The organism is Pseudomonas sp. 2995-1 (assembly GCF_002742505.1).
Taxonomy (GTDB): Bacteria; Pseudomonadota; Gammaproteobacteria; order Pseudomonadales; family Pseudomonadaceae; genus Aquipseudomonas; species Aquipseudomonas sivasensis.
Genome location: NZ_LJSA01000332.1, coordinates 447,800 through 472,736, shown reverse-complemented (window position 1 = coordinate 472,736; position 24,937 = coordinate 447,800). Strand labels below are relative to the sequence as shown.

The 24,937-nt window shown below is 60.1% G+C and carries 25 protein-coding genes and 1 pseudogene; 9 read left to right on the top strand and 17 right to left on the bottom strand.

Translation table 11 applies throughout. The features are described from left to right. Nucleotides 1-21 precede the first annotated feature (21 nt). The 7 genes from AOA61_RS11215 to AOA61_RS11185 all read right to left on the bottom strand — a co-directional run bounded on the left by AOA61_RS11215 (nt 22) and on the right by AOA61_RS11185 (nt 6,131). Nucleotides 22-744, bottom strand: coding sequence for a hypothetical protein (locus AOA61_RS11215; RefSeq protein WP_032884413.1), 723 nt, complete (start codon nt 742-744; stop codon nt 22-24). Between the two features lie 77 nt (nt 745-821). Beyond that, nucleotides 822-1,562, bottom strand: a complete 741-nt coding sequence (locus AOA61_RS11210; protein ID WP_099601755.1) for a hypothetical protein — start codon at nt 1,560-1,562, stop codon at nt 822-824. A gap of 56 nt (nt 1,563-1,618) precedes the next feature. Then, nucleotides 1,619-1,999, bottom strand: coding sequence for a RidA family protein (locus AOA61_RS11205; protein WP_003176922.1), 381 nt, complete (start codon nt 1,997-1,999; stop codon nt 1,619-1,621). A gap of 40 nt (nt 2,000-2,039) precedes the next feature. Next, nucleotides 2,040-4,145 carry a bifunctional GTP diphosphokinase/guanosine-3',5'-bis pyrophosphate 3'-pyrophosphohydrolase gene (spoT, locus tag AOA61_RS11200; protein WP_032884411.1) on the bottom strand — a complete coding sequence of 702 codons (2,106 nt, stop codon included), beginning with the start codon at nt 4,143-4,145 and terminating at the stop codon, nt 2,040-2,042. Nucleotides 4,146-4,205: 60 nt separating this feature from the next. Beyond that, nucleotides 4,206-4,469, bottom strand: coding sequence for a DNA-directed RNA polymerase subunit omega (rpoZ, locus tag AOA61_RS11195; RefSeq protein ID WP_017735757.1), 264 nt, complete (start codon nt 4,467-4,469; stop codon nt 4,206-4,208). 167 nt (nt 4,470-4,636) lie between these two features. After that, the gene (gene gmk / locus AOA61_RS11190) at nt 4,637-5,257 is read right to left on the bottom strand and encodes a guanylate kinase (protein WP_032884410.1); all 621 of its coding nucleotides are present in this window, start codon (nt 5,255-5,257) and stop codon (nt 4,637-4,639) included. A gap of 10 nt (nt 5,258-5,267) precedes the next feature. Further along, nucleotides 5,268-6,131: a YicC/YloC family endoribonuclease gene (locus tag AOA61_RS11185; RefSeq protein ID WP_095185208.1), complete on the bottom strand. Its 864-nt coding sequence runs from the start codon at nt 6,129-6,131 to the stop codon at nt 5,268-5,270. A gap of 216 nt (nt 6,132-6,347) precedes the next feature. Between AOA61_RS11185 and rph the strand changes: the two genes are divergently transcribed. Both rph and AOA61_RS11175 read left to right on the top strand, forming a co-directional pair. Further along, complete coding sequence (gene rph, locus AOA61_RS11180; protein ID WP_017735760.1) at nt 6,348-7,070, top strand: ribonuclease PH; 723 nt, start codon at nt 6,348-6,350, stop codon at nt 7,068-7,070. A 22-nt stretch (nt 7,071-7,092) separates the two neighbouring features. Further along, nucleotides 7,093-7,461: a DUF4870 domain-containing protein gene (locus AOA61_RS11175; RefSeq protein ID WP_032884406.1), complete on the top strand. Its 369-nt coding sequence runs from the start codon at nt 7,093-7,095 to the stop codon at nt 7,459-7,461. 58 nt (nt 7,462-7,519) lie between these two features. On the opposite strand, the gene AOA61_RS11170 is transcribed toward AOA61_RS11175, so the two are convergent. Beyond that, nucleotides 7,520-8,299 carry an exodeoxyribonuclease III gene (locus tag AOA61_RS11170; RefSeq protein ID WP_003195493.1) on the bottom strand — a complete coding sequence of 260 codons (780 nt, stop codon included), beginning with the start codon at nt 8,297-8,299 and terminating at the stop codon, nt 7,520-7,522. Nucleotides 8,300-8,381: 82 nt separating this feature from the next. Between AOA61_RS11170 and pyrE the strand changes: the two genes are divergently transcribed. Beyond that, a complete protein-coding gene (pyrE, locus tag AOA61_RS11165; RefSeq protein WP_074847982.1) occupies nt 8,382-9,029 on the top strand; it encodes an orotate phosphoribosyltransferase in 648 nt (215 codons plus the stop codon). Nucleotides 9,030-9,091: 62 nt separating this feature from the next. On the opposite strand, the gene argB is transcribed toward pyrE, so the two are convergent. The 4 genes and pseudogenes from argB to coaBC form a co-directional block, all read right to left on the bottom strand. Next, nucleotides 9,092-9,997, bottom strand: coding sequence for an acetylglutamate kinase (gene argB / locus AOA61_RS11160; RefSeq protein WP_017735763.1), 906 nt, complete (start codon nt 9,995-9,997; stop codon nt 9,092-9,094). 19 nt (nt 9,998-10,016) lie between these two features. Then, a pseudogene (locus AOA61_RS11155) lies at nt 10,017-11,438 on the bottom strand (phosphomannomutase/phosphoglucomutase); the annotation flags it as partial. Between the two features lie 240 nt (nt 11,439-11,678). Beyond that, nucleotides 11,679-12,134, bottom strand: coding sequence for a dUTP diphosphatase (gene dut / locus AOA61_RS11150; protein WP_032884403.1), 456 nt, complete (start codon nt 12,132-12,134; stop codon nt 11,679-11,681). A gap of 5 nt (nt 12,135-12,139) precedes the next feature. Next, nucleotides 12,140-13,348: a bifunctional phosphopantothenoylcysteine decarboxylase/phosphopantothenate--cysteine ligase CoaBC gene (gene coaBC / locus AOA61_RS11145; RefSeq protein WP_016970585.1), complete on the bottom strand. Its 1,209-nt coding sequence runs from the start codon at nt 13,346-13,348 to the stop codon at nt 12,140-12,142. Between the two features lie 143 nt (nt 13,349-13,491). On the opposite strand from coaBC, the gene radC reads away from it, so the two are divergent. Continuing rightward, nucleotides 13,492-14,166: a DNA repair protein RadC gene (radC, locus tag AOA61_RS11140; RefSeq protein WP_032884400.1), complete on the top strand. Its 675-nt coding sequence runs from the start codon at nt 13,492-13,494 to the stop codon at nt 14,164-14,166. A 27-nt stretch (nt 14,167-14,193) separates the two neighbouring features. On the opposite strand, the gene AOA61_RS11135 is transcribed toward radC, so the two are convergent. Then, a complete protein-coding gene (locus tag AOA61_RS11135) occupies nt 14,194-15,786 on the bottom strand; it encodes an ABC transporter substrate-binding protein (RefSeq protein WP_032884399.1) in 1,593 nt (530 codons plus the stop codon). A gap of 458 nt (nt 15,787-16,244) precedes the next feature. On the opposite strand from AOA61_RS11135, the gene rpmB reads away from it, so the two are divergent. Together rpmB and rpmG are read left to right on the top strand one after the other, a co-directional pair. Further along, nucleotides 16,245-16,478, top strand: coding sequence for a 50S ribosomal protein L28 (rpmB, locus tag AOA61_RS11130; RefSeq protein ID WP_003176907.1), 234 nt, complete (start codon nt 16,245-16,247; stop codon nt 16,476-16,478). Nucleotides 16,479-16,489: 11 nt separating this feature from the next. Next, nucleotides 16,490-16,645 (top strand): 50S ribosomal protein L33, encoded by a 156-nt coding sequence (gene rpmG / locus AOA61_RS11125; RefSeq protein WP_003176906.1) that lies wholly within the window; start codon nt 16,490-16,492, stop codon nt 16,643-16,645. A 72-nt stretch (nt 16,646-16,717) separates the two neighbouring features. On the opposite strand, the gene AOA61_RS11120 is transcribed toward rpmG, so the two are convergent. Beyond that, nucleotides 16,718-17,080 carry a cupin domain-containing protein gene (locus AOA61_RS11120; protein ID WP_032884397.1) on the bottom strand — a complete coding sequence of 121 codons (363 nt, stop codon included), beginning with the start codon at nt 17,078-17,080 and terminating at the stop codon, nt 16,718-16,720. Nucleotides 17,081-17,310: 230 nt separating this feature from the next. Here AOA61_RS11120 and AOA61_RS11115 point away from each other — a divergent pair, with 230 nt between their 5' ends. After that, a complete protein-coding gene (locus tag AOA61_RS11115; RefSeq protein WP_032884395.1) occupies nt 17,311-18,804 on the top strand; it encodes an aldehyde dehydrogenase in 1,494 nt (497 codons plus the stop codon). Between the two features lie 151 nt (nt 18,805-18,955). Further along, nucleotides 18,956-20,098 carry an MFS transporter gene (locus AOA61_RS11110; protein WP_095185205.1) on the top strand — a complete coding sequence of 381 codons (1,143 nt, stop codon included), beginning with the start codon at nt 18,956-18,958 and terminating at the stop codon, nt 20,096-20,098. A gap of 64 nt (nt 20,099-20,162) precedes the next feature. Here the strand turns inward: AOA61_RS11110 and AOA61_RS11105 are convergent, their stop codons facing one another. Further along, complete coding sequence (locus AOA61_RS11105; RefSeq protein WP_095185204.1) at nt 20,163-21,728, bottom strand: phospholipase D family protein; 1,566 nt, start codon at nt 21,726-21,728, stop codon at nt 20,163-20,165. A 62-nt stretch (nt 21,729-21,790) separates the two neighbouring features. After that, nucleotides 21,791-23,215, bottom strand: coding sequence for a PLP-dependent aminotransferase family protein (locus AOA61_RS11100; RefSeq protein ID WP_099601754.1), 1,425 nt, complete (start codon nt 23,213-23,215; stop codon nt 21,791-21,793). 166 nt (nt 23,216-23,381) lie between these two features. Between AOA61_RS11100 and AOA61_RS11095 the strand changes: the two genes are divergently transcribed. Next, nucleotides 23,382-23,606 carry a DUF1127 domain-containing protein gene (locus AOA61_RS11095; protein ID WP_099601753.1) on the top strand — a complete coding sequence of 75 codons (225 nt, stop codon included), beginning with the start codon at nt 23,382-23,384 and terminating at the stop codon, nt 23,604-23,606. Here AOA61_RS11095 and AOA61_RS11090 read toward each other — a convergent pair whose 3' ends face one another. Further along, entirely contained in the window at nt 23,607-24,899 is a 1,293-nt protein-coding gene (locus tag AOA61_RS11090; protein WP_095185202.1) for an FAD-binding oxidoreductase, read from the bottom strand. Between the last annotated feature and the right edge of the window lie 38 nt (nt 24,900-24,937).

Below are 24,937 nucleotides of genomic sequence, written 5' to 3'. Positions count from 1 at the left end.
CTCCCCACCGTTGGATCTGTGTTATTGCTGTTCTAGCAGCCATTGGCGCGGGCCGGGCGTGAACGTGGGTATTTCGTCGCTTTGCGCGCCGTTGATTGCCTGGAGGATTTCCATCTGCTTGCCCTTGCGCACGAAGATCCAGGTATTACCGACGTCTCCATTGGTCAGGAAAAGGGTGTTATTGCCTGCGCCTTGGGAGGCGCAGTCACCGTCCAGGCATAGTTCGTATCTGTCCGTTTTTGCAAGCCCTGAGACCTGGCCATCCGCGGTGAACGTTACAGTTTCACCTGTTCCTGGCCCCTCGATGATGCGCCATTTTCCACCCATGTAAGCTGCGTTCAGGGCCCTCCTGAAAGTGCTGCCCCACCTTTCTTCGGTTTTAGCGGTGTCGATAGGGCGGCTGAACACCTGTTCCTTCATATGCTCTTTGCCCAGTTGGATGAGCTGTTTGCCGTCGAGGCGCAGTGCGTCACTGCTATAGCCGCCATAGTCGACGGTCCAGGCGTCAGGGGATGTTTGCAACAGGTTGCCTTCGGCCATTTCGAAGCCGCTGCTCACCTGCGCCTTGCCGGCGTGGATATCGATATTCCATTCCAGATTTGAGCCCTGAGTGTTCAGCGATTGGCTCAACGCAGCGGCATCAAGGATTGTCTGGTTGATCCAGATGCCGCTGATATCCGTTTTCGGCGACGTATGGGTGCATCCGCCAAGCAGTAGCAGGCCGAAGGTAAGCAATGCGCGCATGGAGCCATCTCTGAGGGTAAGAAACCGTGGCGCAGGCTAAAGAAAAAGGAGCCTTTGGGCTCCTTTGTTCTGTATCACTATTTTTCCAGCAACCACTGACGTGGCCCAGGCGTAAACGAAGGCACCTCATCGGTCTGTGCAGTGTTGATCGCCTGGAAAATTTCCAGCTGTTTGCCTTTGCGGGCAAAAATCCATGGGTTACCCACGCCGTTGAGTTGCAGCCACATGCTGTCGTAGCCGCCGCTCATGGATGCGCAATCACCTGCCAGGCACAGTGAGTACCGATCGACGCCAGGTAAGCCGGCGACTTTGCCGTCAGACTGGAATTGCACCGTGGCCCCGCTGCCGAAGCCGTCGGTGATCTTCCAGTCGCCGCCCATATAGGCCGCATACAGCGCGCGTTCGAAGTTCGCGCCCAGTGGCGCGCCTTCCGGGGCTGGATCTTTGGCGCGAGCAAACAGCTGTTCGGGCTCATTGTCGTTCGCCACTTGCAGCAGTTGTTTGCCTTTGCGCTTGAGCTCAGTGGCGGAGCTGCCGTAGAAATCCACGCTCCAGGCGCCGGATTGCTCGCCGAGCAGCTTGCCTTCGGCAACCTCAAAACCGTTGTAGTAGCGCGCCTGCGCCGCCTTGGAGTTGACCTCCCACTCGAGGTTCGGGCCAAAGCTCTGCAGTGCTTCGCGCAAAGGGCCGCCTTTGGCTGCCGCATCGATGGCGACCTGGTTGATCCAGGTGCCGCTCACATCCAGGTCGGCCGGGTTGCTGGCGCAGCCGCCGAGCATCAGGGCGAGCAACGAAGTGGCTACAAGCGCTTTGCGCATCATGAAATCCTTTTAAAACGAAGTCGGCGCGGCCTGTGAGGGCTGCGCCGGGTGTTTTACTCGATGACCAGAATCGCGTCCATCTCAACCTGCGCGCCCTTTGGCAGGGCAGCAACGCCGATGGCGGCGCGGGCTGGGTAAGGCTGTTCGAAGTACTTGCCCATGATCTCGTTGACCTTGGCGAAATGGCTCAGGTCGGTAAGAAAGATGTTCAGCTTGACGATGTCCTTGAACGAACCGCCGGCAGCTTCGGCGACGGACTTGAGGTTCTCGAAAACTTGCACGGTCTGTGCTTCGAAGCCTTCCACCAGTTCCATGGTCTTCGGGTCCAGAGGGATCTGGCCGGACATGTAGACAGTGTTGCCCGCCTTGATTGCCTGGGAGTAAGTACCGATGGCGGCCGGGGCCTTGTCGCTGGTGATAACAGTCTTGGTCATGAATGACTCCTTGTAATGGGGCGATGACTTATCTGAACAGCTATGCGCGCATACGGGTGATGCGGATCACGCCGGTCAAGGCACGCAGCTTCTTGATCACGCGGGCCAGGTGCACGCGGTCGTGCACGCTGACCACCAGTTGGACAACGCTGATGCGACCATCGCGTTCGTCCATGCTGATTTTCTCGATATTGCCGTCGGCCGCGTTGACGCTGCTGGCCAGCAAGGCGATCAGGCCGCGCTGGTGTTCCAGCTCCACCCGCAGCTCAACGTTGAATTCGCCGGTGACATCCTTGGCCCACGAGAGCTGGATGCATTTTTCCGGGTTGTGGCGTATTTCGGTGATGTTGCGGCAGTTGTCCAGGTGCACGACCATGCCTTTGCCTGCGGACAGGTGGCCGACAATAGGGTCGCCCGGGATCGGCGTGCAGCACTTGGCGTAGCTGAGTACCAGACCCTCGGTGCCGCGAATTGCCAGTGGGCCTTCGGGGCTTGGCAACTGCTCGCCTTCGCCAAGCAGGCGGCGGGCCACCACGTAAGCCATGCGGTTGCCCAGGCCGATATCTTCCAGTAAGTCTTCGACGGTTTCCTGGCGATACTCGTGGAGCATCGCTTGCACACGCTCCTGCGGGATCTTATCCAGAGCACTGTCGAAACCGTTGAGCACCTTGTTCAGTAGGCGTTCGCCGAGGCTGATGGACTCGGAGCGGCGCTGCAGTTTGAGGGCGTGACGGATGTGCGTACGCGCCTTGCCGGTGACCACGAAGTTGAGCCACGCCGGGTTCGGGCGTGCGCCAGGCGCGCTGACAATCTCCACGGTTGAGCCGCTTTGCAGCGGCTCGGACAGTGGGGCAAGGCGACGGTTGATCCGGCAGGCGATGCAGCTGTTGCCCACGTCGGTATGCACCGCGTAAGCGAAGTCGACCGCCGTGGAGCCTTTGGGCAGCTCCATGATCCGGCCTTTGGGCGTGAACACGTAGACCTCGTCCGGGAACAGGTCAATCTTCACGCTTTCAATGAATTCCAGGGAGTTGCCAGCACGTTGCTGCATTTCCAGCACGCCTTTGACCCATTGGCGGGCGCGGGCATGGGTGCCTTTTGGCTGCTCGTCGCCACTGGACTTGTACAGCCAGTGGGCGGCGATGCCGTTGTTGGCCATCTCTTCCATTTCGCGGGTGCGGATCTGAATTTCTATCGGCACGCCGTGCATACCGAACAGCGTGGTATGCAGTGACTGATAGCCGTTGGCCTTGGGAATCGCAATGTAGTCCTTGAAGCGGCCCGGCAAGGGTTTGTACAAATTATGTACAGCGCCCAAAACGCGGTAACAGGTGTCAACCTTGTCGACGATGATCCGGAACGCGTACACGTCCATTATCTCGTTAAAGGCCCGACGCTTGCCGCGCATCTTCTTGTAGATGCCGTAGATGTGCTTCTGCCGCCCGCTGACTTCGCCCTCGATTTCGTCGATCGCCAGGCAATGGCTTAGCGACTCTTCGATCTTGTTGACGATTTCCTTGCGATTGCCACGGGCACGCTTGACCGCTTGGTAGATGCGCGCCGAACGCATCGGGTGCATGGCCTTGAAGCCGAGGTCTTCGAACTCGATACGAATGGCGTGCATGCCCAGCCGGTTGGCGATGGGCGCATAGATTTCCAGGGTTTCCTTGGCGATGCGCCGACGTTTTTCGCCGGACAGCACTTCCAGCGTGCGCATGTTGTGCAGCCGGTCGGCCAGCTTGACCAAGATCACCCGGATGTCCCGGGCCATGGCCATGGCCATCTTCTGGAAGTTTTCCGCCTGGGCTTCAGCCTTGGTTTCGAAGTTCATCTGGGTCAGTTTGCTGACCCCGTCGACCAGTTCGGCCACGGTTTCGCCAAATTGCGCGCTGAGCGCTTCCTTGGCAATACCGGTGTCTTCGATCACGTCATGCAGCATCGCGGCCATCAGGCTCTGATGGTCCATGTGCATGTCGGCCAGGATATTCGCCACCGCAAGAGGATGGGTGACGTACGCCTCACCGCTTCGGCGGCGTTGGCCGTCGTGGGCTTGTTCGGCGTAGAAATACGCTCGGCGGACTAGGTTAACCTGGTCGGGGCCGAGGTAGGTCGATAAGCGATCGGCGAGGGCGTCTATGCTCGGCAAAGTGTGAACTCCTGCCGAAGGCTGTGACTCCGCGCCGTGCTACGTCGACCAGGCATAGGCTTAGACGGCCTCGTTGGACTCGTCCTCGAACGCTGCAAACAGCGGTTCGTCTTCAACGATCTCAGCGTTGGCGATGAACTCGTAGCTCATCAGGCCTTCAGCGATTTCACGCAGGGCTACAACGGTAGGTTTGTCGTTTTCCCACTGGACCAGGGGCTCTTTGCCGCCAGTGGCCAGTTGACGGGCACGCTTGGTAGAGAGCATGACCAGCTCAAAGCGGTTTGCCACGTGGTCTAGGCAGTCTTCAACGGTTACGCGGGCCATGATATTCCTCGGAGCGAATGCAAGATGCGCGCTGCCCGGTTGGGCGAGCGGACTGAGCAGTTTAAAAAATCACCAGCGTTTAGGGAAGCGCTGATTTTTCGCAGGCCCTCGCAAAACCGCTACAAGGGCCAATGTAAAGCCCTTACAGCCGTTTTGGGAAGACCCAATCAGCCAAGCAGTTCGGCCAGTAATTTGCCGAAACGCTGCTGTTGACGCTTTTGCTGGAGCTGATTCGTGCGGAAAATCGCCTTCAGGTCGTCCAGTGCGTGGGAAAAATCGTCGTTAATGATCAGGTAGTCGTAGTCGACGTAGTGACTCATTTCACTGACGGCTTCACGCATGCGGCCTTCGATGATCTCGTCACTGTCCTGACCACGATTGGTCAGGCGCTGATGCAAGGCTTCGAGCGACGGCGGCAGGATGAAGATCGAGCGTGCCTTGGGCATCAGCTGGCGAACTTGCTCGGCGCCCTGCCAGTCGATTTCCAGGATCAGGTCGTGGCCTTCGTCCAAGGTCTGCTGCAGATGGCTCTGCGAAGTGCCATAGAGGTTGCCGAACACTTCGGCACGCTCCAGGAAGTCGCCGTGCTCAATCATTTTGACGAACTCGGTACGCTCGACGAAGTGGTAGTGCACGCCGTTCACCTCGCCCGGGCGCATGGCACGGGTGGTGTGGGAGACCGAGATGCGAATCTGCTCGTCAGCGTCGGTCAGGGCCTTGACCAGGCTGCTCTTGCCCGCGCCCGAAGGGGCGGAAATGATGTAAAGGGTGCCGGTGCTGTGGGTCATGTAGGTTGCCTTACTCAATATTCTGTACTTGTTCGCGCATTTGCTCGATCAACACTTTGAGGTTGACGGCAGCCGTGGTGCTGCGCGGGTCAAATGCCTTGGAGCCGAGTGTATTGGCTTCGCGGTTGAGTTCCTGCATCAGGAAGTCCAGGCGCCGACCGGCGGCGCCGCCGGATTTGAGCACGCGACGCACTTCGAGGATGTGGGTGCTCAAGCGGTCCAGCTCTTCGGCGACGTCGCTCTTTTGGGCCAGCAGGACCATTTCCTGCTCCAGGCGCGTCGGGTCGAGGTCGGCCTTCATGTCTGTGAAGCGGTCGAGAACCTTCTGACGTTGGGTGGCGAGCATCTGCGGCACCAGCTCTCGCAAGATGACCACGTCTGCTTCGATCGACGTCAGGCGCTCGTTGATCAGGCGTGCCAGTTCGGCACCTTCGCGTTCGCGGCCGGCCTTGAGCTCCTTCAAGCCCTGATTAAACAGGGCGAGGGCTTCGGCATTGAGGGCTTGCGGATCGGAGGCGTCGGCCACCAGCACGCCGGGCCAAGCCAGCACTTCCAGAGGGTTCAGCGCTGCGGGCTGCTTGATCAGGCCGGCGATGGTTTCGGCGGCAGCGACCAGTTGCGCGGCGCGCTCGCGGTCTACCTGCAGCGGCTTGCCGGTGGTTTCTTCGGTAAAGCGCAGGGTGCATTCCAGCTTGCCGCGGGAGATGCCCTGGCGCAGTGCCTCACGCACGGCGCCTTCGAGGTCGCGGAAGGATTCCGGCAGGCGCAGGTGCGGCTCCAGGTAGCGGCTGTTGACCGAGCGCAGTTCCCAGCTCAGGGTGCCTTGGGCGCCTGCTTTTTCGACGCGGGCGAAGGCGGTCATGCTGTGCACCATGGAGGTACCTCGCGATGCAGTCCCGCAAACACGGGCTGATGGGTAAATTGAAGCCGACAGGCTGCGAAGGCGCAGGATTGTAGCGCAGTGGGGCGAGTGCGCCCAAACAATGGGCGATAGGCTGACCATTCGTAACCAGATTTTTAGAAGTGCCCCGAATCGGCTCGCGGCTCTATAATGCTCGGCAGTTTTTCGTCCTCAGTACAGGTATCCCCTATGAAACGTCCAAGTGGTCGCGTTGCCGATCAGCTCCGCTCGATCCGCATCACCCGCAACTACACCAAACACGCCGAGGGATCTGTACTGGTCGAGTTTGGCGATACCAAGGTTATCTGCACCGTCAGCGTTGAAAATGGCGTGCCGCGTTTCCTTAAAGGCCAGGGCCAGGGTTGGTTGACCGCCGAATACGGCATGCTGCCGCGCGCCACCGGTGAACGTAACCAGCGTGAAGCCAGCCGTGGCAAGCAAGGCGGCCGCACCCTGGAAATCCAGCGCCTGATCGGTCGCTCCCTGCGTGCAGCCCTGGACATGTCCAAGCTGGGCGACGTGACCCTTTACGTCGACTGCGACGTGATCCAGGCCGATGGCGGCACCCGCACTGCATCCATCACTGGCGCGATGGTGGCCTTGGTCGACGCACTGAAAGTGATCAAGAAACGTGGCGGCCTGAAAGGCGGCGACCCGCTCAAGCAAATGATTGCCGCTGTATCGGTGGGTATGTACCAGGGCGAGCCTGTGCTGGACCTGGACTATCTGGAAGATTCGGCTGCCGAGACTGACCTGAACGTCGTGATGACCAGCACCGGTGGTTTCATCGAAGTGCAGGGCACCGCTGAAGGCGCGCCATTCCAGCCGGCCGAGCTGAACGCCATGCTGGCCCTAGCCCAGAAAGGCATGACCGAGATCTTCGAACTGCAGAACGCCGCACTGGCTGACTAAGCCGACTTCAAGGAGAAGCGCCATGAGTGACAGTCAATTGCCGGTTCCGGCACCGACCAAGGAAGTTCGCCAATGGGCGATGTTGTGTCACTTCGCGGCGTTTCTGGGGTTGGTATTCCCCTTTGGCAGCCTGTTGGGGCCGTTGATCGTGTGGCAGATCAAGAAGGATATGGACCCGCTTATCGATGATCAGGGCAAGGAAGCCCTGAATTTCCAGATCACAGTGGCCATCGCCTGGCTGGTCTGCATGGTGCTGGGGTTTGTGGTGATCGGCTTTGTGTTGATGTTGGTGCTCGTGGTTGCGGCGCTGGTGCTGACGATCATTGGCGGCGTTAAAGCCAACAACGGCACAGCCTACCGATACCCATGGACCTGGCGTTTGGTCAAATAGTGATCGCCCACAAAAAAACCGACAGCGATGTCGGTTTTTTTGTGCCTGGAGAAAGACCTTAGATGGTCAGTGTCCAGTCGTAGTCCACGATCAGCGGCGCGTGCTGCGAGAAACGCGGCTGGCGCGGCAAACGTGCACTGCGTACGAACCGGCGCAGACCTGGGGTCAGCAACTGGTAGTCGAAGCGCCAGCCCAGGTTGAGCATTTCAGCCTGTTCATTGTCTGGCCACCAGCTGTACTGGTCGCCTTCGCGGCTGACTTCACGAAGGGCATCCACATAGCCCATGTTGCCGACAATCTCGTCCATCCAGGCCCGTTCCGGCGCCAGGAAACCTGGGGATTGCTGGCTGTCGCGCCAGTTCTTGATATCCAGCTTTTGTTGCGCCACGTACAGCGAGCCACAGTAAATGTACTCGCGACGTTTACGCCGCTGTTTATCCAGATAACGGGCGAAATCGTCCATTAGCTTGAACTTCTGGTTCAAGTCTTCATCGCCGTTCTGCCCCGAAGGAAGCAGCAAGGTCGCGATGCTGACCTTGTCGAAATCGGCTTGCAGGTAGCGCCCGTAGCGGTCGGCTGTCTCGAAGCCGAGGCCGCTGATGACCGCCTTGGGTTGCAACCGCGAGTACAAAGCCACGCCACCTTGGGTGGGCACTTCGGCATCGCAGGCATAAAGGAAGTAGCCATCCAGTTGGAAGGCTGGGTCGTCCAGTTCAAAGGCGGAGGCGCGGGTGTCCTGCAGGCAGATGACGTCGGCATTCTGAGCTTGCAGCCAACTGAGCAAACCACGCTCGACTGCAGCCTGAATACCATTAACGTTCACACTGATGATCCGCATAAATGGCCCCAAAAATCGCGTGCGTGTATGATACACGCCGTCTACCTAATTAGCTAAATCCGTGGTATCTGAGGCTTTTTTCATGCAGGCGTATCAACGCGATTTCATTCGTTTTGCCATCGATCGCGGGGTTTTGCGCTTCGGTGAGTTCACCCTCAAGTCCGGGCGCACCAGTCCGTACTTCTTCAATGCGGGCTTGTTCAACTCGGGTTCGGCCCTGGCTCAGTTGGGGCGTTTCTACGCGGCAGCCATTGTTGAAAGCGATATTTCCTTCGACGTGCTGTTTGGCCCGGCCTACAAGGGTATCCCCCTGGCAGCTGCAACAGCCGTGGCCCTGGCGGAACACCATGGGCGCGATCTGCCATGGTGCTTCAACCGCAAGGAAGCCAAGGCTCATGGCGAAGGCGGCAGCCTGGTGGGCGCGCCGCTGACCGGCGACGTGCTGATCATTGACGACGTAATCACCGCCGGCACCGCCATCCGTGAAGTGATGCAGATTATCGCTTCCCAAGACGGCGCCAAGGCTGCTGGCGTGCTGATCGCGCTGAACCGCCAGGAGCGCGGCAACGGTGAGTTGTCGGCGATCCAGGAAGTGGAGCGTGATTTCGGTATTCCGGTGGTAAGCATCGTTTCGTTGAACCAGGTGTTGCAGTTCCTGGAAGATGATCCGCAGCTCAAGCAGCACTTGCCGGCAGTTAAGGCGTATCGCGAGCAGTTCGGCGTTCAGTAATCGCCGAACCATAAAAAAGCCCCGCTCAACCAAGTTGAGCGGGGCTTTTTGTTTTCAGCGTTTTAAGGGCGCTTGCGGTTGCTGATCAGCGTACCCACACCTGTATCGGTAAAGATTTCCAGCAGGATTGCATTCGGTACACGGCCATCAAGGATCAGCGAGCTGCCAACGCCGCCTTGCACTGCTTCCAGCGCGCAACGGATCTTCGGCAGCATGCCGCCGTAGATGGTGCCGTCGGCGATCAGTTCGTCCACCTGTTGAGTGGTCAAGCCGGTCAGCACCTTGCCTTCCTTGTCCATCAGGCCGGCGATGTTGGTCAGCAGCATCAGCTTTTCAGCCTTCAGCGCCTCGGCGACCTTGCCGGCGACGAGGTCGGCGTTGATGTTGTAGGACTCACCGTTCGCACCCACGCCGATCGGCGCGATCACCGGGATGAAGTCACCCTTGACCAGCAGGTTCAGCAGGTCGGTGTTGATGCCGATCACTTCGCCTACCTGGCCGATATCGATGATTTCCGGCTGGGTCATTTCCGGCGTCTGACGGGTAACGGTCAGTTTTTTCGCGCGGATCAGCTCGGCGTCCTTGCCGGTCAGGCCGATGGCGCTGCCGCCGTGGCGGTTGATCAGGTTGACGATGTCTTTGTTCACCTGGCCGCCGAGGACCATCTCCACCACGTCCATGGTCTGCGCGTCAGTGACACGCATGCCATCGATGAAGTGACTCTCGATCGACAAGCGCTTGAGCAGGTCGCCGATTTGCGGGCCGCCACCGTGCACCACCACAGGGTTGATCCCCACGGCTTTCATCAACACGATGTCGCGGGCAAAGCCGGTTTTCAGCTCTTCGCTTTCCATGGCATTGCCGCCGTACTTGATCACCAGCGTCTTGCCGACGTAGCGTCGAATGTAAGGCAACGCTTCGGACAGGACCTTGGCGGTGTTGGCAGCGGCTTCGCGTTCGAGGGTCATTCAGGGCTCCGGTAAAAAATCAGAACGGTAATTGGAGATCAGGGGCAACACGTTTCAACTGGGCGTGGAACACGTCCTTGATGCGCTGCAACTCAGCCTCGGTATCCGCCTCGAAACGCAGCACCAGCACCGGTGTGGTGTTGGACGCGCGAACCAGGCCCCAGCCTTTGGCGTAATCGACTCGCACACCATCAATGGTGGTCAGGTTGGCGCCTTCGCCCCATTGCGCGTCGTGCAGTGCGTCAATGATGCTGAATTTGCTCTCCTCGGTCACATGGATATTGATCTCTGGCGTAGAAATATCATTCGGGAAGGTCTGAAACAGCTCTTCGGCAGTGGATTTTTCCTTGCTGAGGATCTCCAGCAGACGAGCGGCGCTGTAGATACCGTCGTCAAAACCGAACCAGCGCTCTTTGAAGAACACGTGACCGCTCATTTCACCGGCCAACAGCGCGCCGGTTTCCTTCATTTTCTTTTTGATCAACGAGTGACCGGTCTTCCACATTAGCGGGCGGCCGCCGTATTCCTTGATCAGCGGCGTGAGGCGGCGGGTGCACTTCACGTCGAAGATGATTTCGGCGTTGGGATTGCGCGCCACTACGTCACGTGCGAACAGCATCAGCAGGCGGTCGGGGAATACGATCTCGCCGGTCTCGGTCACCACACCTACGCGGTCGCCGTCACCATCGAAGGCCAGGCCGACATCGGCGCCGGTTTCCTTGACCTTGGCGATCAGGTCCACCAGATTTTCTGGCTTGCCTGGATCCGGGTGGTGGTTGGGGAAGTTGCCGTCAACCTCGCAGAACAACGGGATTACTTCGCAGTTCAAGGCTTCGAGCAGTTGCGGCGCGATCACACCGGCCGCGCCGTTGCCGCAGTCCACTACCACTTTGAGGCGGCGGGCGAGCTTGACGTCGCGGGTGATTTCGTCGGAGTAGCGCTGCAGGATGTCGACTTTGGTGATGCTGCCTTTGCCGCTGGTCAGGTCGTTGGTTTTCAGGCGGGTATGCAAGGCCTGGATCTGTTCGTTAGCCAGGGTGTCGCCAGCGATGACGATCTTGAAACCGTTGTAATCCGATGGGTTATGGCTGCCAGTGAGCATCACCCCGGACTTGCCGGCCAGGACGTTGGCGGCGTAGTACAGAGCTGGCGTTGGTACCAGGCCGACGTCGCTGACATGGCAGCCGGCGTCGGCCAGGCCCTGGATCAGTTGCTCCACCAACTCCGGGCCGGACAAACGACCGTCACGGCCGACCGATACGTTGGGCTCATCCTGAGCCAGGCTCTGGGCGCCGATGGCGCGGCCGATCCAGTAGGCCGTTTCGGCAGTCAGGGTCTTGGGCACCACGCCACGGATGTCATAGGCGCGAAAGATGCTGTCGGGGAATGTCGGGGCTACTCGGGCTGCGGTACTCATCGCGGGGGGAAACTCCATCTGAAGGGGGCAAGGCTGGCCTTAAAGTGGCTGACCGGCAGGCTCAAACTGAAGGGTATGACGGTGTTTTCGGCAGAGAGTTCGTGGTGCAAAAATGCCATCGGCGTTTGGAAGTCAGGCTTATTTCTGCGTAATACGTTGATTTAGCTAGGGAAATCTCGCTGATAAATTCCGCGCATTCTTCATCCTGAAAAGACATGCGGTGGCGTCTGGCCGGGCAAAAGCACCCGGCCACGTTCAGCTTAGTCAGAGACTGCCTGAATGCCCAAAGCCGCCTGCACCACGTTGGGTTTCGTCGAATTCCTGCACCAGTTCGAAGTGCGCCTGTACCACCGGCACAAGAACAAGCTGGGCAATGCGCTCGCCGACCACGATGTTGAATGCGGTTTGGCCGCGGTTCCAGCACGACACCATCAACTCGCCTTGGTAGTCCGAGTCGATCAGGCCTACCAGGTTGCCCAGCACGATGCCGTGTTTGTGGCCCAGGCCGGAGCGCGGCAGGATCAGCGCAGCCAGACCAGGGTCGCCCACGTAGATCGACAGGCCGGTAGGGATCAGGACGGTCTGTCCCGGCTCAAGCAGGGTGTCTTGCTTGAGCATGGCACGCAGGTCCAGGCCGGCAGAGCCTGGGGTGGCGTAGGCCGGCAGTGGGAATTCGGTGCCGATGCGTGGGTCGAGGATCTTGGCTTGCAAAGCGTGCATGGAAATTAAACCTGGTTCAGCCGTTGGGCGATAAAAGAGATCAGTTGGCGGGCAATCTTGCCCTTGCTGGTCTGGGCGAAAAGGGTCGCGTGCAGGTCGCGGTCAATCACGCTGCAGGCGTTTTCCTCGCTGTTGAAGCCGATGCTCGGGTTGGCGACATCATTGGCAACGATCAGGTCGAGGTTTTTGTCTTTCAATTTGCGTGCGGCGTAGTCCAGCAGATGCTCGGTCTCGGCGGCGAAGCCGACGCTGAACGGGCGGTCAGGACGTGTGGCGATGGTGGCCAGGATGTCCGGGTTGCGCACCATTTGCAGGAGCAGGCCGTCGCCGCTTGTAGGGTCTTTCTTGAGCTTTTGCGGGGCGACGACTTCCGGGCGGTAGTCCGCAACCGCTGCCGAGGCGATAAAAAGGTCGCAGGGAATAGCCGCTTCGCAGGCCGCGAGCATGTCTCGGGCGCTGACTACATCGATTCGCGTGACGCGATCAGGGGTCGGTAGATGTACCGGTCCGGTGATCAGCGTGACGCGGGCGCCTGCCTCGACCGCGGCTTCTGCCAGCGCAAAGCCCATTTTTCCTGAGCTATGGTTGGTGATGTAACGCACCGGGTCGATGTTTTCCTGGGTCGGGCCGGCGGTGATCAACACATGCTTGCCGGTCAGGGCCAAGTGCTGGAAGCACTCGGCGGCACACAGGGCCAGGTCGGTGGCTTCGAGCATGCGGCCCATGCCCACGTCGCCACATGCCTGGCTGCCCGATGCCGGGCCGAACACCTTGAGGCCACGGCTTTGCAGGAGTTGGGTATTGGCCTGAGTGGCCGGATCGCGCCACATGGCCTGGTTCATCGCGGGGGCAATGGCAACGGTGGCGTCGGTGGCCAGTACCAAGGTAGTCAGCAGGTCATCGGCGATACCTTGGGCCAGGCGTGCGATCAGGTCGGCAGTGGCCGGGGCGATCAGCACCAGGTCGGCCCATTTGGCCAGTTCGATGTGGCCCATGGCGGCTTCGGCCGCCGGGTCCAGCAGGTCCAGATGAACCGGGTGGCCGGACAGGGCCTGCATGGTCAGGGGTGTGATGAACTCGCTCCCGCCACGGGTCATGACCACGCGCACTTCGGCACCTTGGTCCAGGAGCCTGCGAACCAACTCTGCGCTCTTGTAGGCGGCAATGCCGCCGCCGACGCCGAGAACGATGCGTTTCCGATACAGACGCTGCATTGGTTTGCCTTTCCAGTTCAGTGAAGCCAGTTCAGTGGTGCGTGCGATCCCCCCTCCCCAGGTGAAATCGCACGCAAAAAAGAGGGCCTACGATAACACAGCGTCTGCCCCGCAACAGCGGCGCACATGTACAGGGAGGTGGGATGAGTATTCGTGATTGGCCGGCGGCAGAGCGGCCCAGGGAGAAGCTTTTGGCGTGGGGCGCGGCGAGTCTGTCGGATGCTGAACTGCTGGCAATCTTCCTACGCACCGGTGTCGCAGGTCGGAGCGCGGTGGACCTGGCGCGCCATCTGCTGGCGCAATTTGGCGGCTTACGCCCGCTGCTGGAAGCAAGCCAGGCGCTGTTCAATCAGCAACTGGGCTTGGGGCCGGCGAAGTTTGCCCAGTTGCAGGCGGTACTAGAGATGTCCCGGCGGCATATGGCCGAACAGTTGCGCAATGAATCGGCACTGGAAAGTCCGGAAGTCGTGCGGGGATACCTCAAGGCGCTGTTGCGTCATGAGCCCCACGAGATCTTTGGCTGCCTGTTTCTCGATTCAAAGCATCGGGTGTTGGGCTTCGAGGCGTTATCCGAGGGCACCATCGACGCCGCTGTGGTGTACCCCCGGCAAGTGGTCAAGCGCGCGTTGGCTTACAACGCGGCGGCGTTGATCCTTTGTCATAACCATCCTTCGGGAAGCGTGGAGCCGAGTGCCGCTGATCGAAAATTGACCAAAGTCCTGCAAAAAGCGCTGGAGATGGTGGACGTGCGGGTGCTGGATCACATCATCGTGGGAGATGGTGATCCGTTATCGATGGCGGAATACGGATGGATGTAACCCCACCCTTTCAGGTGGGGTTACGGTTCAGGGCTTGACGCTGACCTTCGAGAAATCCTGGCGCCCGAACGGACTTACTTGATAGCCGTCGACACTCTTGCGCGCGAGGGCGAACGCCGTCGGATGCGCCAGTGGCAGCCACAGCGCCTGCTGCTGGATTTGCGCCTGGGCCTGTTGATACAGCTTGCTGCGCACCCCTTGCTCGCTGGTGGTTTTGCCAGCACTGATCAGTTTGTCCAGCGCCGGGTCGCAGTAGCGAGCGAAGTTGGTGCCTGACTTCACTGCTGCGCAGGAAAACTGCGGGGTCAGGAAGTTATCCGGGTCACCGTTGTCGCCGGCCCAGCCCATGAACAGCAGGTCATGCTCGCCGGCTTTGGCGCGGCGAATCAGTTCGCCCCATTCGATCACTCGGATCTCGGCCTGGATGCCGACTTTGGCCAGGTCGGCTTGCAGCAATTGCGCGCCGAGGTTTGGGTTAGGGTTCAGCAGGCTGCCAGTGGGACGTGTCCAGATGGTGGTCTTGAAGCCGTCCTTGAGCCCTGCGCGATTCAGCAGGGCCTTGGCCTTGGCGAGGTCCTGTGGATAACCCGGCAAGTCCTTGGCGTAGCTCCAGGTGTTGGGCGGATAAGGGCCGTTGGCGGCTTCGGCGGTGCCTTCAAATACGGCTTTGAGGTAGCTGGCCTTATCGAAGGCCAGATTGATCGCTTGACGTACTTCGGGTTTATCCAGGGGAGGGTGCTGGCTGTTGATCGCCACGAATGCAGTCATGAATGCAGCGGTCTTTTCCACCTTGAGGGCTGGGTCTTTCTCTGCCTCGCCTACATCCAGGGGCTTGGGCGACAGGGCGATCTGGCACTCATCGCGGTGCAGCTTCTGCAGGCGCACGTTGGCATCCGGCGTGATGGCGAAGATCAAGTTATCCACAGCCGGTTTGCCGCCGAAGTAGTCCGGGTTGGCTTTGTAACGAACCACAGCGTCTTTCTGGAAACGGCTGAAAATGAACGGGCCGGTACCAATCGGTTGGCTGTTGAGTTTCTCCGGCGTGCCGGCCTTGAGCAACTTGTCGGCGTATTCGGCCGGGTAAATCGAGGCGAAGCCCATGCTCAGGGCTGCGAGGAAGGTGGAGTCGGCATGATCCAGAGTGAAGCGCACCGTCAGCGGGTCGAGGGCATCGATCTTCTTGACCAGTGTTGGCAGTTGCAGAGACTGGGCGTGAGGGAAGCCGCTTTGGGCGATCTTGTGCCACGGGTTGGCCGGGTCGAGCATGCGTTCGAAGCTGAAGCGCACGTCTTCGGCGGTCAGGCTGCGGCTTGGGGTGAAATACTCGGTGCGGTGGAACTTCACATCCGGGTGCAGCTTGAAGGTGTAGGTCAGGCCGTCCGGCGACACTTCCCAGCTGTCCGCCAGACTTGGCACCAGCTTGCCGCTGGCGGCATCGAAGTCCACCAGGCGGTTCATCAGTACGTCGGCGGAGGCGTTGGTGGTGGTCAGCGAGTTGTATTGCACCACATCAAACCCTTCAGGGCTGGCCTCGGTGCACACGCTCAGGTTGGTGGCGGCAGAGGCCAGCGGCGCGATAAAGAGAGGGGCAAGCAACAGCGGTAGGGCAGCGAGGCGCATATTCGGTTTCCTTTGCAGATCGAAGGCCCATCTGCGAGTGCAGTCTGGAAAAGTCCTACCGTAGTGCTCTGATTGATAAATGACTAGCCCATTTTTGCCTGTGCTTTTGGCTCAAATGCTGTTTTGATGGCGCCTCAGATTGTTTCGCCGTGCACTTTACGGTGCGTGCGGGCGCTGAAAATCATTCTGTGCGACGAGCGGTCGGCTGTTGTATCGGCCCCTCCTGGCAACGGTTCAGGCGGCAATGGTCGAGATTTACTCCGGTAAAAACACACTCGCTGTTGTTGCACCAAGGTCTTTCTGGTATAAAGCAGCGCTCTTTTCTAGGGGCCCGGTTCCTTCGCTTGTAGGTGTAGCCGGTAAGACCCTAAAGAAACGCGGCGCCTGGCGCCAAATGACTGAGAGATTAAGCGGCCAACCCATGCCGGGTTGGGCATGTGGTTTTAGAGGGCTGAGGCATGTCGAGAGTCTGTCAAGTTACCGGTAAGGGTCCGGTGACTGGGAATAACATTTCCCACGCAAATAACAAAACCCGTCGTCGTTTCCTGCCGAACCTGCAGCATCACCGCTTCTGGGTTGAAGAAGAGAAACGTTTTGTTCGCCTGCGTGTATCTGCTAAAGGCATGCGTATCATCGACAAGCGTGGCATCACTGTCGTGCTGGCCGAAATCCGTGCCGCTGGCAAGATCTAAGGAGCTCTATCATGCGTGAATTGATTCGAATGATCTCTAGCGCCGGTACTGGTCACTTCTACACTACCGACAAGAACAAGCGTACTACCCCGGACAAGCTCGAAAAGAAAATGTTCGACCCGCGCGTTCGCAAGCACGTGATCTACAAAGAAGGCAAAATCAAGTAATTGATTTTCTTCCTTGTGAAAAAAAGCCCGTCTCTCACGAGTCGGGCTTTTTTTTGCGTGGAATTTGGTTGATCAGGTCTTCTGTTCAAACACCACGTAGATCTTGCGGCATGGTTCCAGTACTTCCCAGGTGCCGCTGAAGCCAGCAGGAATCACAAAGCGGTCGCCGGCGCGCAAGGTCTTGGCATTTCCCTCGGCGTCGCGCAGCACGGACACACCCTGCACGATTTCGCAGTACTCATGCTCGGTGTAGCTGACCGTCCACTGCCCGACATCACCTTCCCAGACCCCGGCGCTCATCTGGCCGCATGGGCTGTTGTAGTGGTTGTAGACCGTTTGTTCGGGATCGCCCTTGAGGATTTTTTCGGCGGCAGGGCGATAGCGGTCGGGGGCGGTGGTGGCTTGGCTGAAGTCGACGATGTCCTGGATGCTCATGTGCGTGTCCCGTCTGGCCTGGGGTTGAAGTGCCCAAAGTCTATGTTTATTAAAATGAACATCGCAAGGGCGTTTACCCGCGTTATGTCAAATATATTGAAACATCCCCAGCCGCTGGTTTAGGGTGGCAGCTGCCTTTGAGCCGAACAGCTGGTTGGCGGGCAAGCATTCTTTGAGGCTGCCGGGGGACATCGCCTGGCCCTTGTATTCAATAAGAGGAGGACACTCGCATGACCACCCTGACCCGTGCCGATTGGGAACAACGCGCCAAGGATCTGAAGATCGAAGGCCGCGCCTACATCAATGGCGAGTACACCGACGCTGCTTCCGGCGACACCTTCGAATGCATCAGCCCGGTCGATGGCCGTCTGTTGGCCACTGTCGCCAGCTGTGACGCCGCCGACGCCCAGAGCGCAGTGGAAAATGCCCGCGCCACCTTCAATTCCGGTGTCTGGTCGCGCCTTGCGCCGGCCAAACGCAAAGCCACCATGATCCGTTTCGCTGCGCTGCTCAAGGCCAATGCCGAAGAGCTGGCACTGCTTGAAACCCTGGACATGGGCAAGCCAATCAGCGATTCCCTGAACATTGACGTACCCGGCGCGGCGAATGCCCTGAGCTGGAGCGGCGAGGCCATCGACAAGATCTATGACGAAGTCGCCGCCACGCCGCACGATCAACTGGGCCTGGTGACCCGCGAGCCGGTCGGCGTGGTTGGCGCCATTGTGCCGTGGAACTTTCCGCTGATGATGGCGTGCTGGAAACTCGGCCCGGCGCTGTCCACCGGTAACTCGGTGATCCTCAAGCCTTCCGAAAAATCTCCCCTGACGGCCATCCGCATCGCGGCCCTGGCTGTTGAGGCCGGTATTCCGAAAGGCGTTTTCAACGTGCTGCCGGGCTACGGCCACACCGTCGGAAATGCCCTGGCGCTGCACATGGACGTCGACACGCTGGTATTCACCGGTTCGACCAAGATCGCCAAGCAACTGTTGATCCGCTCCGGCGAGTCGAACATGAAGCGCGTATGGCTGGAAGCTGGCGGCAAGAGCCCTAATATCGTGTTCGCCGATGCACCGGACCTGCAAGCTGCCGCCAACTCCGCCGCCAGCGCCATTGCCTTCAACCAGGGCGAAGTCTGCACCGCGGGTTCGCGCTTGCTGGTTGAGCGCTCGATCAAAGATACATTTCTGCCGCTGGTTATCGAGGCCCTCAAGGCCTGGAAACCTGGCAACCCGCTGGACCCGGCGACTACCGTCGGCGCGGTGGTGGATACCCAGCAGATGAACACCGTGCTGTCTTACATCGAAGCGGGTCACACCGATGGCGCCAAACTGGTGGCCGGTGGTAAGCGCATCCTGGAGGAAACCGGCGGTACCTACGTGGAGCCAACGATTTTCGATGGTGTGACCAACGCCATGAAGATCGCCCAGGAAGAGATCTTCGGCCCAGTCCTGTCGGTAATTACGTTCGACAGCGCCGAAGAGGCTATCAAGATCGCCAACGACACGGTGTATGGTCTGGCCGCAGCCGTGTGGACTGCTGATATTTCCAAAGCGCACCTGACCGCCAAGGCCCTGCGCGCCGGCAGCGTGTGGGTCAACCAATACGACGGCGGTGATATGACCGCGCCGTTCGGTGGCTTCAAGCAGTCGGGTAATGGTCGCGACAAGTCGCTGCACGCGTTCGACAAATACACCGAGCTGAAGTCGACCTGGATCAAGCTCTAAGCAACACCGCAGGCCAAATGTGGGAGGGGGGTTGCCCCCCGATAGCCGTGTGTCAGGCACTAAAAGTGCCCAATGATTCACCGCGATCGGGGGCAATCCCCCTCCCACACTGCTTTGTGTGTCCTCAAGAATTATCCACAGGAGTGTGGCAATGCGTTGGGCGACCTATTTCGCCGTGTTGGCCTCGGTACTCAGTGTCGGTCTGGCCCTGGGGGTGAGCATGCCGCTGGTGTCCCTGCGCCTGGAAGGCTGGGGTTACGGCAGTTTCGCCATTGGCGTGATGGCCGCCATGCCGGCCTTCGGCGTATTGCTCGGTGCCAAGGTCTCCAGTCGGCTGGCCTCCTGGCTCGGCACTGCCAACCTGATGCGCCTGTGCCTGTGGGCCGGGGCTGTGTCCATCGGTTTGCTGGCGATTCTGCCCAGTTACCCCGTATGGCTGGTGCTGCGGCTGATGATCGGGGTGATTCTGACCATTGTGTTTATCCTCGGCGAAAGCTGGATCAACCAACTGGTGGTGGAGCAGTGGCGCGGCCGCCTGGTGGCGTTATATGGCTGCAGTTATGCCCTGAGCCAGCTCTCGGGCCCACTGCTGCTGGGCCTGATTGGCACCGACCATGACTACGGCTTCTGGGTCGGCGTTGGCCTGTTGCTGGTGGCGCCGCTGTTGCTGCTGGGACGCTCAGGTGCGCCCACCGCTGACTCGTTCAGCGTGACCTTCGCTGACCTGTGGCGCTTCTGTAAGAGCCTGCCGGCGATCGCCTGGGCGGTGGCGCTGTTCGCCGCGTTCGAGGCAATGATCCTGACGCTGCTGCCGGTGTATTGCCTGCAACAGGGTTTTACTGCCGAGATCGCCTTGGCGATGGTCAGCACGGTGGTGGTCGGCGATGCGCTGCTGCAATTGCCCATCGGTGCGCTGGCCGACTACCTGCCTCGACGTACGCTGTTTCTGAGTTGCGCGGTGCTGTTACTGGCGTCCAGCCTGGCGATTCCGTTGACGTTGCACACGCTGTTGATCTGGCCGATATGGGTAGTGTTCGGCGCCAGTGCTGGCGGGTTGTTTACCCTCTCGTTGATCCTGATTGGCGAGCGCTATCGTGACGATGCGCTGGTGCGCGCCAATGCCCATATCGCTCAGTTGTGGGGCATCGGGTGCCTGGTCGGCCCGCTGGTGGCCGGTGCGGGCAGCCAGTGGATCAACGGGCATGCGCTGCCGCTGTTAATGGCAGCCGGGGCGTTGGGGTTGGTGGTGCTGTTGCTGCGCCAGGGCGCATTCGGTACCGCACAGCCAGCCTGATTTGAAAGGCGATCAAATGTGGGAGGGGGGGCAAGCCCTCTCCCGCATTGGATCTTCATTGTGCTTAGAGCATGCGTTCCAGGCCGACCGAAGTGGCAAACCAGGCATTGAAGCGCCGCCACCAACTGCCAGGTTCGCGTGTCAGGGTGTGCAGTTGACCGTTATCTTCGGTCACCCACACCACGTTGCCGTCCTGCAGTTTCGCCTCATAACTCAAGGCGGGCGCCATGCCTTGCAGCGCCAGTTTGCGCACGTGTTCCGCCAGTTCGGGGCTGTCCACCAGGACACCGACTTCGGTGTTCCACAGCACAGAGCGTGGGTCGAAGTTGAACGAGCCGATAAACGATTTCGTCCGATCAAAGATCATTGCCTTGCTGTGCAGGCTGGAATCCGAGCCTCGGAAGGTGCCCCGGCGAAACAAGTGCGGGCCGCTGCCACCCCCGTCGCCCGGTTGGCGGCGCAGTTCATAGAGTTTGACTCCGTGCTCCAGCAGCGCCTTGCGATACGGCGCATAGCCACCGTGCACCGCCGGCACGTCGGTGGCTTCAAGGGAGTTGGTCAGCAGGCTCACGGACACACCCGCGTCGGCGCGCCCCGTTAGGTACACCAGTCCTGGCTGCCCCGGTACGAAGTACGCCGAGATCATTATCAGCTCTTGGTTGACACCCTCCAGCTCCGGCGCCAGCTGGGTGGTCAGCAGCAGGCGTGGGTCTGGGTCGGCCTTGGACAGGACCTTGCTCGGCGCGTCCCACAACGCCTGATTCCAGGCCCAGATCAACTCGCGACGCCAGATGTCCATGCGCGGTTGGGTCTGGTAGGCGCGCAGGCGGTTGTACAGCGCGTGATTCTGCTGGCGCGACTCGGCCAACGACGCCTCCAGGCGCACGCGCGCGACGGCCAGGTCGCCTTTGGAGGGGCTGTTTGAGACGAAGTCGTCGATGGGTTTGCTCAGGGCGCTGTTCCAGTACTGATCGAAACTGTGCCCGAGCTGCTCGGCCACCGGCCCGACGCTGAGCATGTCGATATCGGTGAAGTTCAGATTGGGCTCGGCGTCGAAATACTCATCCCCCAGATTTCGCCCGCCGACAATGGCCACGCTGTTGTCCGCCAGCCACAACTTGTTGTGCATGCGCCGGTGTTGCAGCGACAGGTCGAACAGGCGACCCATGGCCCGCGTCACACCCGTGCTGCGCCCCAGGTGCAGGGGGTTGAACAGGCGAATTTCGATCTTGGGGTGGGCGGCGAGGGTGGCGATGATTTGGTCGAGGCCGTCGCTGGTGGTGTCGTCCAGCAGGATGCGCACGCGCACGCCACGGTCGGCGGCTTTGAGCAGTTCATCTACCAGCATGCGCGTACTGATGCCGTCGTGGACGATGTAGTACTGCAGATCGAGGCTGGTCTGGGCGTTACGGATCAGCTCGGCGCGGGCCATGAAGGCTTCGCTGCTGTTGGGCAGCAGGCGGAAACCGGAGCGCCCTTGGTAAGGCGCGGCCTGGGCCTGGATCGAGCGGCCGAACGACGACTGTGCAGCCGGCAGTGCGTCGCTGGGGATGCGCTCAGTGCTCACCGTGGCGCAGCCACCCAGGCTCAGTGCTCCCAGCAGGAAAAGCGGTAAAAGCCGTCGAATCATCAAGGGAGGCGCTTCCAGATCAGGGCAGTTGTCGGCATATGACGGCAATTTCCCGCGAAAGGTCAGTCGGTCGACTCGGCCAACATCTTTATCGCGGCGGCACCGACCTTGCGTACCGCTTCTTCAATCTGCGGGGTTGGTTTAGCACCGTAGTTCATGCGCAGGCAGTTGCGGTACTTGCCCGACGCAGAAAAGATACTCCCTACCGCAATCTGCACACCCTGTTCCACCAGCACCCGGTTGAGCTTGAGGGTATCGAAGCCTTCCGGCAATTCCACCCAGAGCATGAAGCTGCCTTGGGGACGGCTGGCGCGGGTGCCCGCCGGGAAATAGCGGCTGACCCAATCGAGCATCAAGTCGCGATTACGCTGGTATTGAGTGCGCATTCGTCGCAAATGCGGTTCGAAATGCCCGCCTTTGAGAAATTCGGCAATCGCGATCTGCGGTTGGGTCGCGGTGGAGCCGGTGCTGATGTATTTCATGTGCAGTACCCGCTCAAGGTAGCGCCCCGGTGCTACCCAGCCAATACGCAGGCCCGGCGCGAGGGTTTTCGAGAAGGAGCTGCAGAGCAGCACTCGGCCGTCTTCGTCGAAGGATTTGATAGTGCGCGGGCGCGGGTAGCTGTAGGCCAATTCGCCATAGACGTCGTCTTCGATGATTGCCACGTCAAAGCGTTGGGTCAGGGTCAGCAGTGCGCGTTTGCGTGCCTCCGGCATGATGTAGCCCAAGGGGTTATTGCAGTTGGGGGTCAACTGGATGACCTTGATCGGCCACTGCTCCAAGGCTAGTTCCAGTGCTTCAAGGCTGATGCCGGTGATGGGGTCGGTGGGAATCTCCAAGGCTTTCATGCCCAGCCCCTTGAGGGTCTGCATGGCGCCGTGAAAGCTCGGCGAGTCCACCGCGACGATATCGCCAGGATCACAGATAGCGTGGATGCTGGCGGACAGCGCCTCATGGCAGCCAGTGGTGATTACGATGTCTTCAGCGGTCAGTTGGCAGCCGGAATCCAATGACAGCCGTGCGATTTGCTCACGTAATTCCATACAGCCGAGGATGTTGTCGTAGTACAGCCCGGGCAGATCCTGACGCCGGCTTACGCGGGCGAGGCTGCGCAACAAGGGCTTCAGGGTGGGCGACAATACATCCGGCATGCCGCGGCCCATCTGTATGACGTCTTTGCGTGGCACGGCGCGAATCAGTTCCAGCACTTGGTCCCACTGGGAGATTTCCACCGGCCGCTGCGCTGGCCGGCCCACCTCCGGCAATGCCGGCAGCTCGCGGCCGACGGGTACAAAGTAGCCGGACTTGGGCTTGGGCATCGCCAGACCGTTGTCTTCCAGCACGCGATAAGCCTGTTGCACGGTGCTCAGGCTGACCCCGTGTTCCACGCTTAAGGCCCGTACAGATGGCAATCGATCACCGGGGCGATAGAAGCCCTGTTCGATACGAGTGCCCAGCAATTCGGCGAGGTTGACATAGAGGGTCATGACGGTCGCTCCCAATGGACCAGTACAGATAGGGGGAAAATACAGGATTCAGCCGCTCAGAGGCAGTGTCTGTATGGATTTAATAAAGGTGGGTTGAATCTGTAATGGTTTTTGCCGATCGCCCATTCTTGTCACTCAAGGCAACACGCCACTGAGGGGCAACAAAATGAACGGCATGAGCGATGTGAGGCTGGCGTTACACAGTCAGGAATTGGAAGCGGGGCAGCAGCGGGCACTGTCTGCGCTGACGGGTAACCGCTGGAGCCTGTTCTGGCATCGTCGCCATACCCGCAAGGCCCTGCTGACGCTGACCTGCGAGCAATTGCAAGATATCGGGCTTACTGTCGAACAGGCACGCCAGGAAGGCTTGAAGCCTTTCTGGCGCAGTTGATCACACCAGCTCTTTGAGGCGGTGCCAGAGCATCCCCAGCGCCAGCAGCGGCGAGCGCAGGTGCTTGCCGCCGGGGAAGGTGATGTGCGGCACCTTTGCGAACAGATCGAAACGCCCTTGCTGTTGGCCGCTGATGGCTTCGGCCAGCAGCTTGCCTGCCAGGTGCGTGGCGTTTAGGCCATGGCCCGCGTAGGCCTGGGCGTAATACACGTTGGGTTGATCCGCCAACCGGCCGATCTGCGGCAAGCGATTGGCGCCGATGCCGATCATGCCGCCCCACTGATAGTCGATTTTTGCGTCGGCCAACTGTGGGAACACCTGTAGCATTTTCGGCCGCATGTAGGCGCTGATGTCCTGGGGATCACGACCGGAGTAGTGGCACGCCCCCCCGAACAGCAGGCGACGGTCGGCGGACAGGCGGAAGTAGTCCACCGTCACTCGTTGGTCGCACACCGCCATGTTTTGCGGCAACAGGCTGGCGGCCTGAGCTTCGCTCAAAGGTTCGGTGGCGATGATGTAGCTTCCGGCGGGCAGCACTTTGCCGCTCAGGTGCGGGTTGAGGCCGTTGAGGTAGGCGTTGCAGGCCAGCACCAGAGTCTTGGCACGCACATGGCCGTTGGCGGTATACACCTTGACCTCGGGGCCGTAGTCGATGCGCGTCACTTCGGACTGCTCAAACAACTGCACGCCCAACCCCTGTGCGGCGGCCGCTTCGCCGAGCGCCAGGTTCAGCGGGTGCAGGTGGCCTGAACCCATGTCGATCATGCCGCCCACATAGCGGTCGGAACCGATCACACTGCCCATCTCGGCGGCTTGCAGCAGGCGCACTTCATGGCGATAGCCCAGGCTGCGCAGTTCTTCGGCGTCTTCGGCCAGGCCGTGCAGGTCACGAGGCCTGTTGGCGAGGTCGCAGTAGCCCCACGTCAGGTCGCAGGGGATCTGGTAGCGCTCGACACGCTCGCGCACGATCTCCACAGCCTCCAAGCCCATCAACTTCATCTCGCGCACGCCATCGGCGCCGATCACGTTGGTGAACTGGTCCAGGCCGTGGCCGACGCCGCGAATCAGTTGCCCGCCATTACGTCCGCTGGCGCCCCAGGCGATCTTGCGCGCTTCTAGCAACACCACGCGCAAGCCGCGCTCGGCCAGTTCCAGGGCGGTGTTAAGCCCGGAAAACCCCCCACCGATAACACACACGTCGGCAGTCACTTCGCCTGTCAACGCCGGGTAATCGGGTTGCGGCACGCTGCTGGCGGCGTAGTAGGAAGCGGTGTGCCGGGCGCTGGCGATCATGGGCAGAATCCCTGTTTGGAAAATTTGACGCAGGATAC

Coding starts and splice junctions, on each gene's coding strand:
- AOA61_RS11090 (WP_095185202.1), bottom strand. CDS start 24,899: ATGATCGCCAGCGCCCGGCACACCGCTTCCTACTACGCCGCCAGCAGC.
- AOA61_RS11095 (WP_099601753.1), top strand. CDS start 23,382: ATGAACGGCATGAGCGATGTGAGGCTGGCGTTACACAGTCAGGAATTG.
- gmk (WP_032884410.1), bottom strand. CDS start 5,257: ATGACCCACAGCACCGGCACCCTTTACATCATTTCCGCCCCTTCGGGC.
- coaBC (WP_016970585.1), bottom strand. CDS start 13,348: ATGCAGCGTCTGTATCGGAAACGCATCGTTCTCGGCGTCGGCGGCGGC.
- AOA61_RS11175 (WP_032884406.1), top strand. CDS start 7,093: ATGAGTGACAGTCAATTGCCGGTTCCGGCACCGACCAAGGAAGTTCGC.
- radC (WP_032884400.1), top strand. CDS start 13,492: ATGAGTATTCGTGATTGGCCGGCGGCAGAGCGGCCCAGGGAGAAGCTT.
- AOA61_RS11135 (WP_032884399.1), bottom strand. CDS start 15,786: ATGCGCCTCGCTGCCCTACCGCTGTTGCTTGCCCCTCTCTTTATCGCG.
- rpmG (WP_003176906.1), top strand. CDS start 16,490: ATGCGTGAATTGATTCGAATGATCTCTAGCGCCGGTACTGGTCACTTC.
- rpoZ (WP_017735757.1), bottom strand. CDS start 4,469: ATGGCCCGCGTAACCGTTGAAGACTGCCTAGACCACGTGGCAAACCGC.
- AOA61_RS11105 (WP_095185204.1), bottom strand. CDS start 21,728: ATGATTCGACGGCTTTTACCGCTTTTCCTGCTGGGAGCACTGAGCCTG.
- argB (WP_017735763.1), bottom strand. CDS start 9,997: ATGACCCTCGAACGCGAAGCCGCTGCCAACACCGCCAAGGTCCTGTCC.
- AOA61_RS11215 (WP_032884413.1), bottom strand. CDS start 744: ATGCGCGCATTGCTTACCTTCGGCCTGCTACTGCTTGGCGGATGCACC.
- AOA61_RS11115 (WP_032884395.1), top strand. CDS start 17,311: ATGACCACCCTGACCCGTGCCGATTGGGAACAACGCGCCAAGGATCTG.
- pyrE (WP_074847982.1), top strand. CDS start 8,382: ATGCAGGCGTATCAACGCGATTTCATTCGTTTTGCCATCGATCGCGGG.
- AOA61_RS11205 (WP_003176922.1), bottom strand. CDS start 1,999: ATGACCAAGACTGTTATCACCAGCGACAAGGCCCCGGCCGCCATCGGT.
- AOA61_RS11170 (WP_003195493.1), bottom strand. CDS start 8,299: ATGCGGATCATCAGTGTGAACGTTAATGGTATTCAGGCTGCAGTCGAG.
- rpmB (WP_003176907.1), top strand. CDS start 16,245: ATGTCGAGAGTCTGTCAAGTTACCGGTAAGGGTCCGGTGACTGGGAAT.
- AOA61_RS11210 (WP_099601755.1), bottom strand. CDS start 1,562: ATGCGCAAAGCGCTTGTAGCCACTTCGTTGCTCGCCCTGATGCTCGGC.
- AOA61_RS11110 (WP_095185205.1), top strand. CDS start 18,956: ATGCGTTGGGCGACCTATTTCGCCGTGTTGGCCTCGGTACTCAGTGTC.
- rph (WP_017735760.1), top strand. CDS start 6,348: ATGAAACGTCCAAGTGGTCGCGTTGCCGATCAGCTCCGCTCGATCCGC.
- AOA61_RS11185 (WP_095185208.1), bottom strand. CDS start 6,131: ATGGTGCACAGCATGACCGCCTTCGCCCGCGTCGAAAAAGCAGGCGCC.
- AOA61_RS11100 (WP_099601754.1), bottom strand. CDS start 23,215: ATGACCCTCTATGTCAACCTCGCCGAATTGCTGGGCACTCGTATCGAA.
- dut (WP_032884403.1), bottom strand. CDS start 12,134: ATGCACGCTTTGCAAGCCAAGATCCTCGACCCACGCATCGGCACCGAA.
- AOA61_RS11120 (WP_032884397.1), bottom strand. CDS start 17,080: ATGAGCATCCAGGACATCGTCGACTTCAGCCAAGCCACCACCGCCCCC.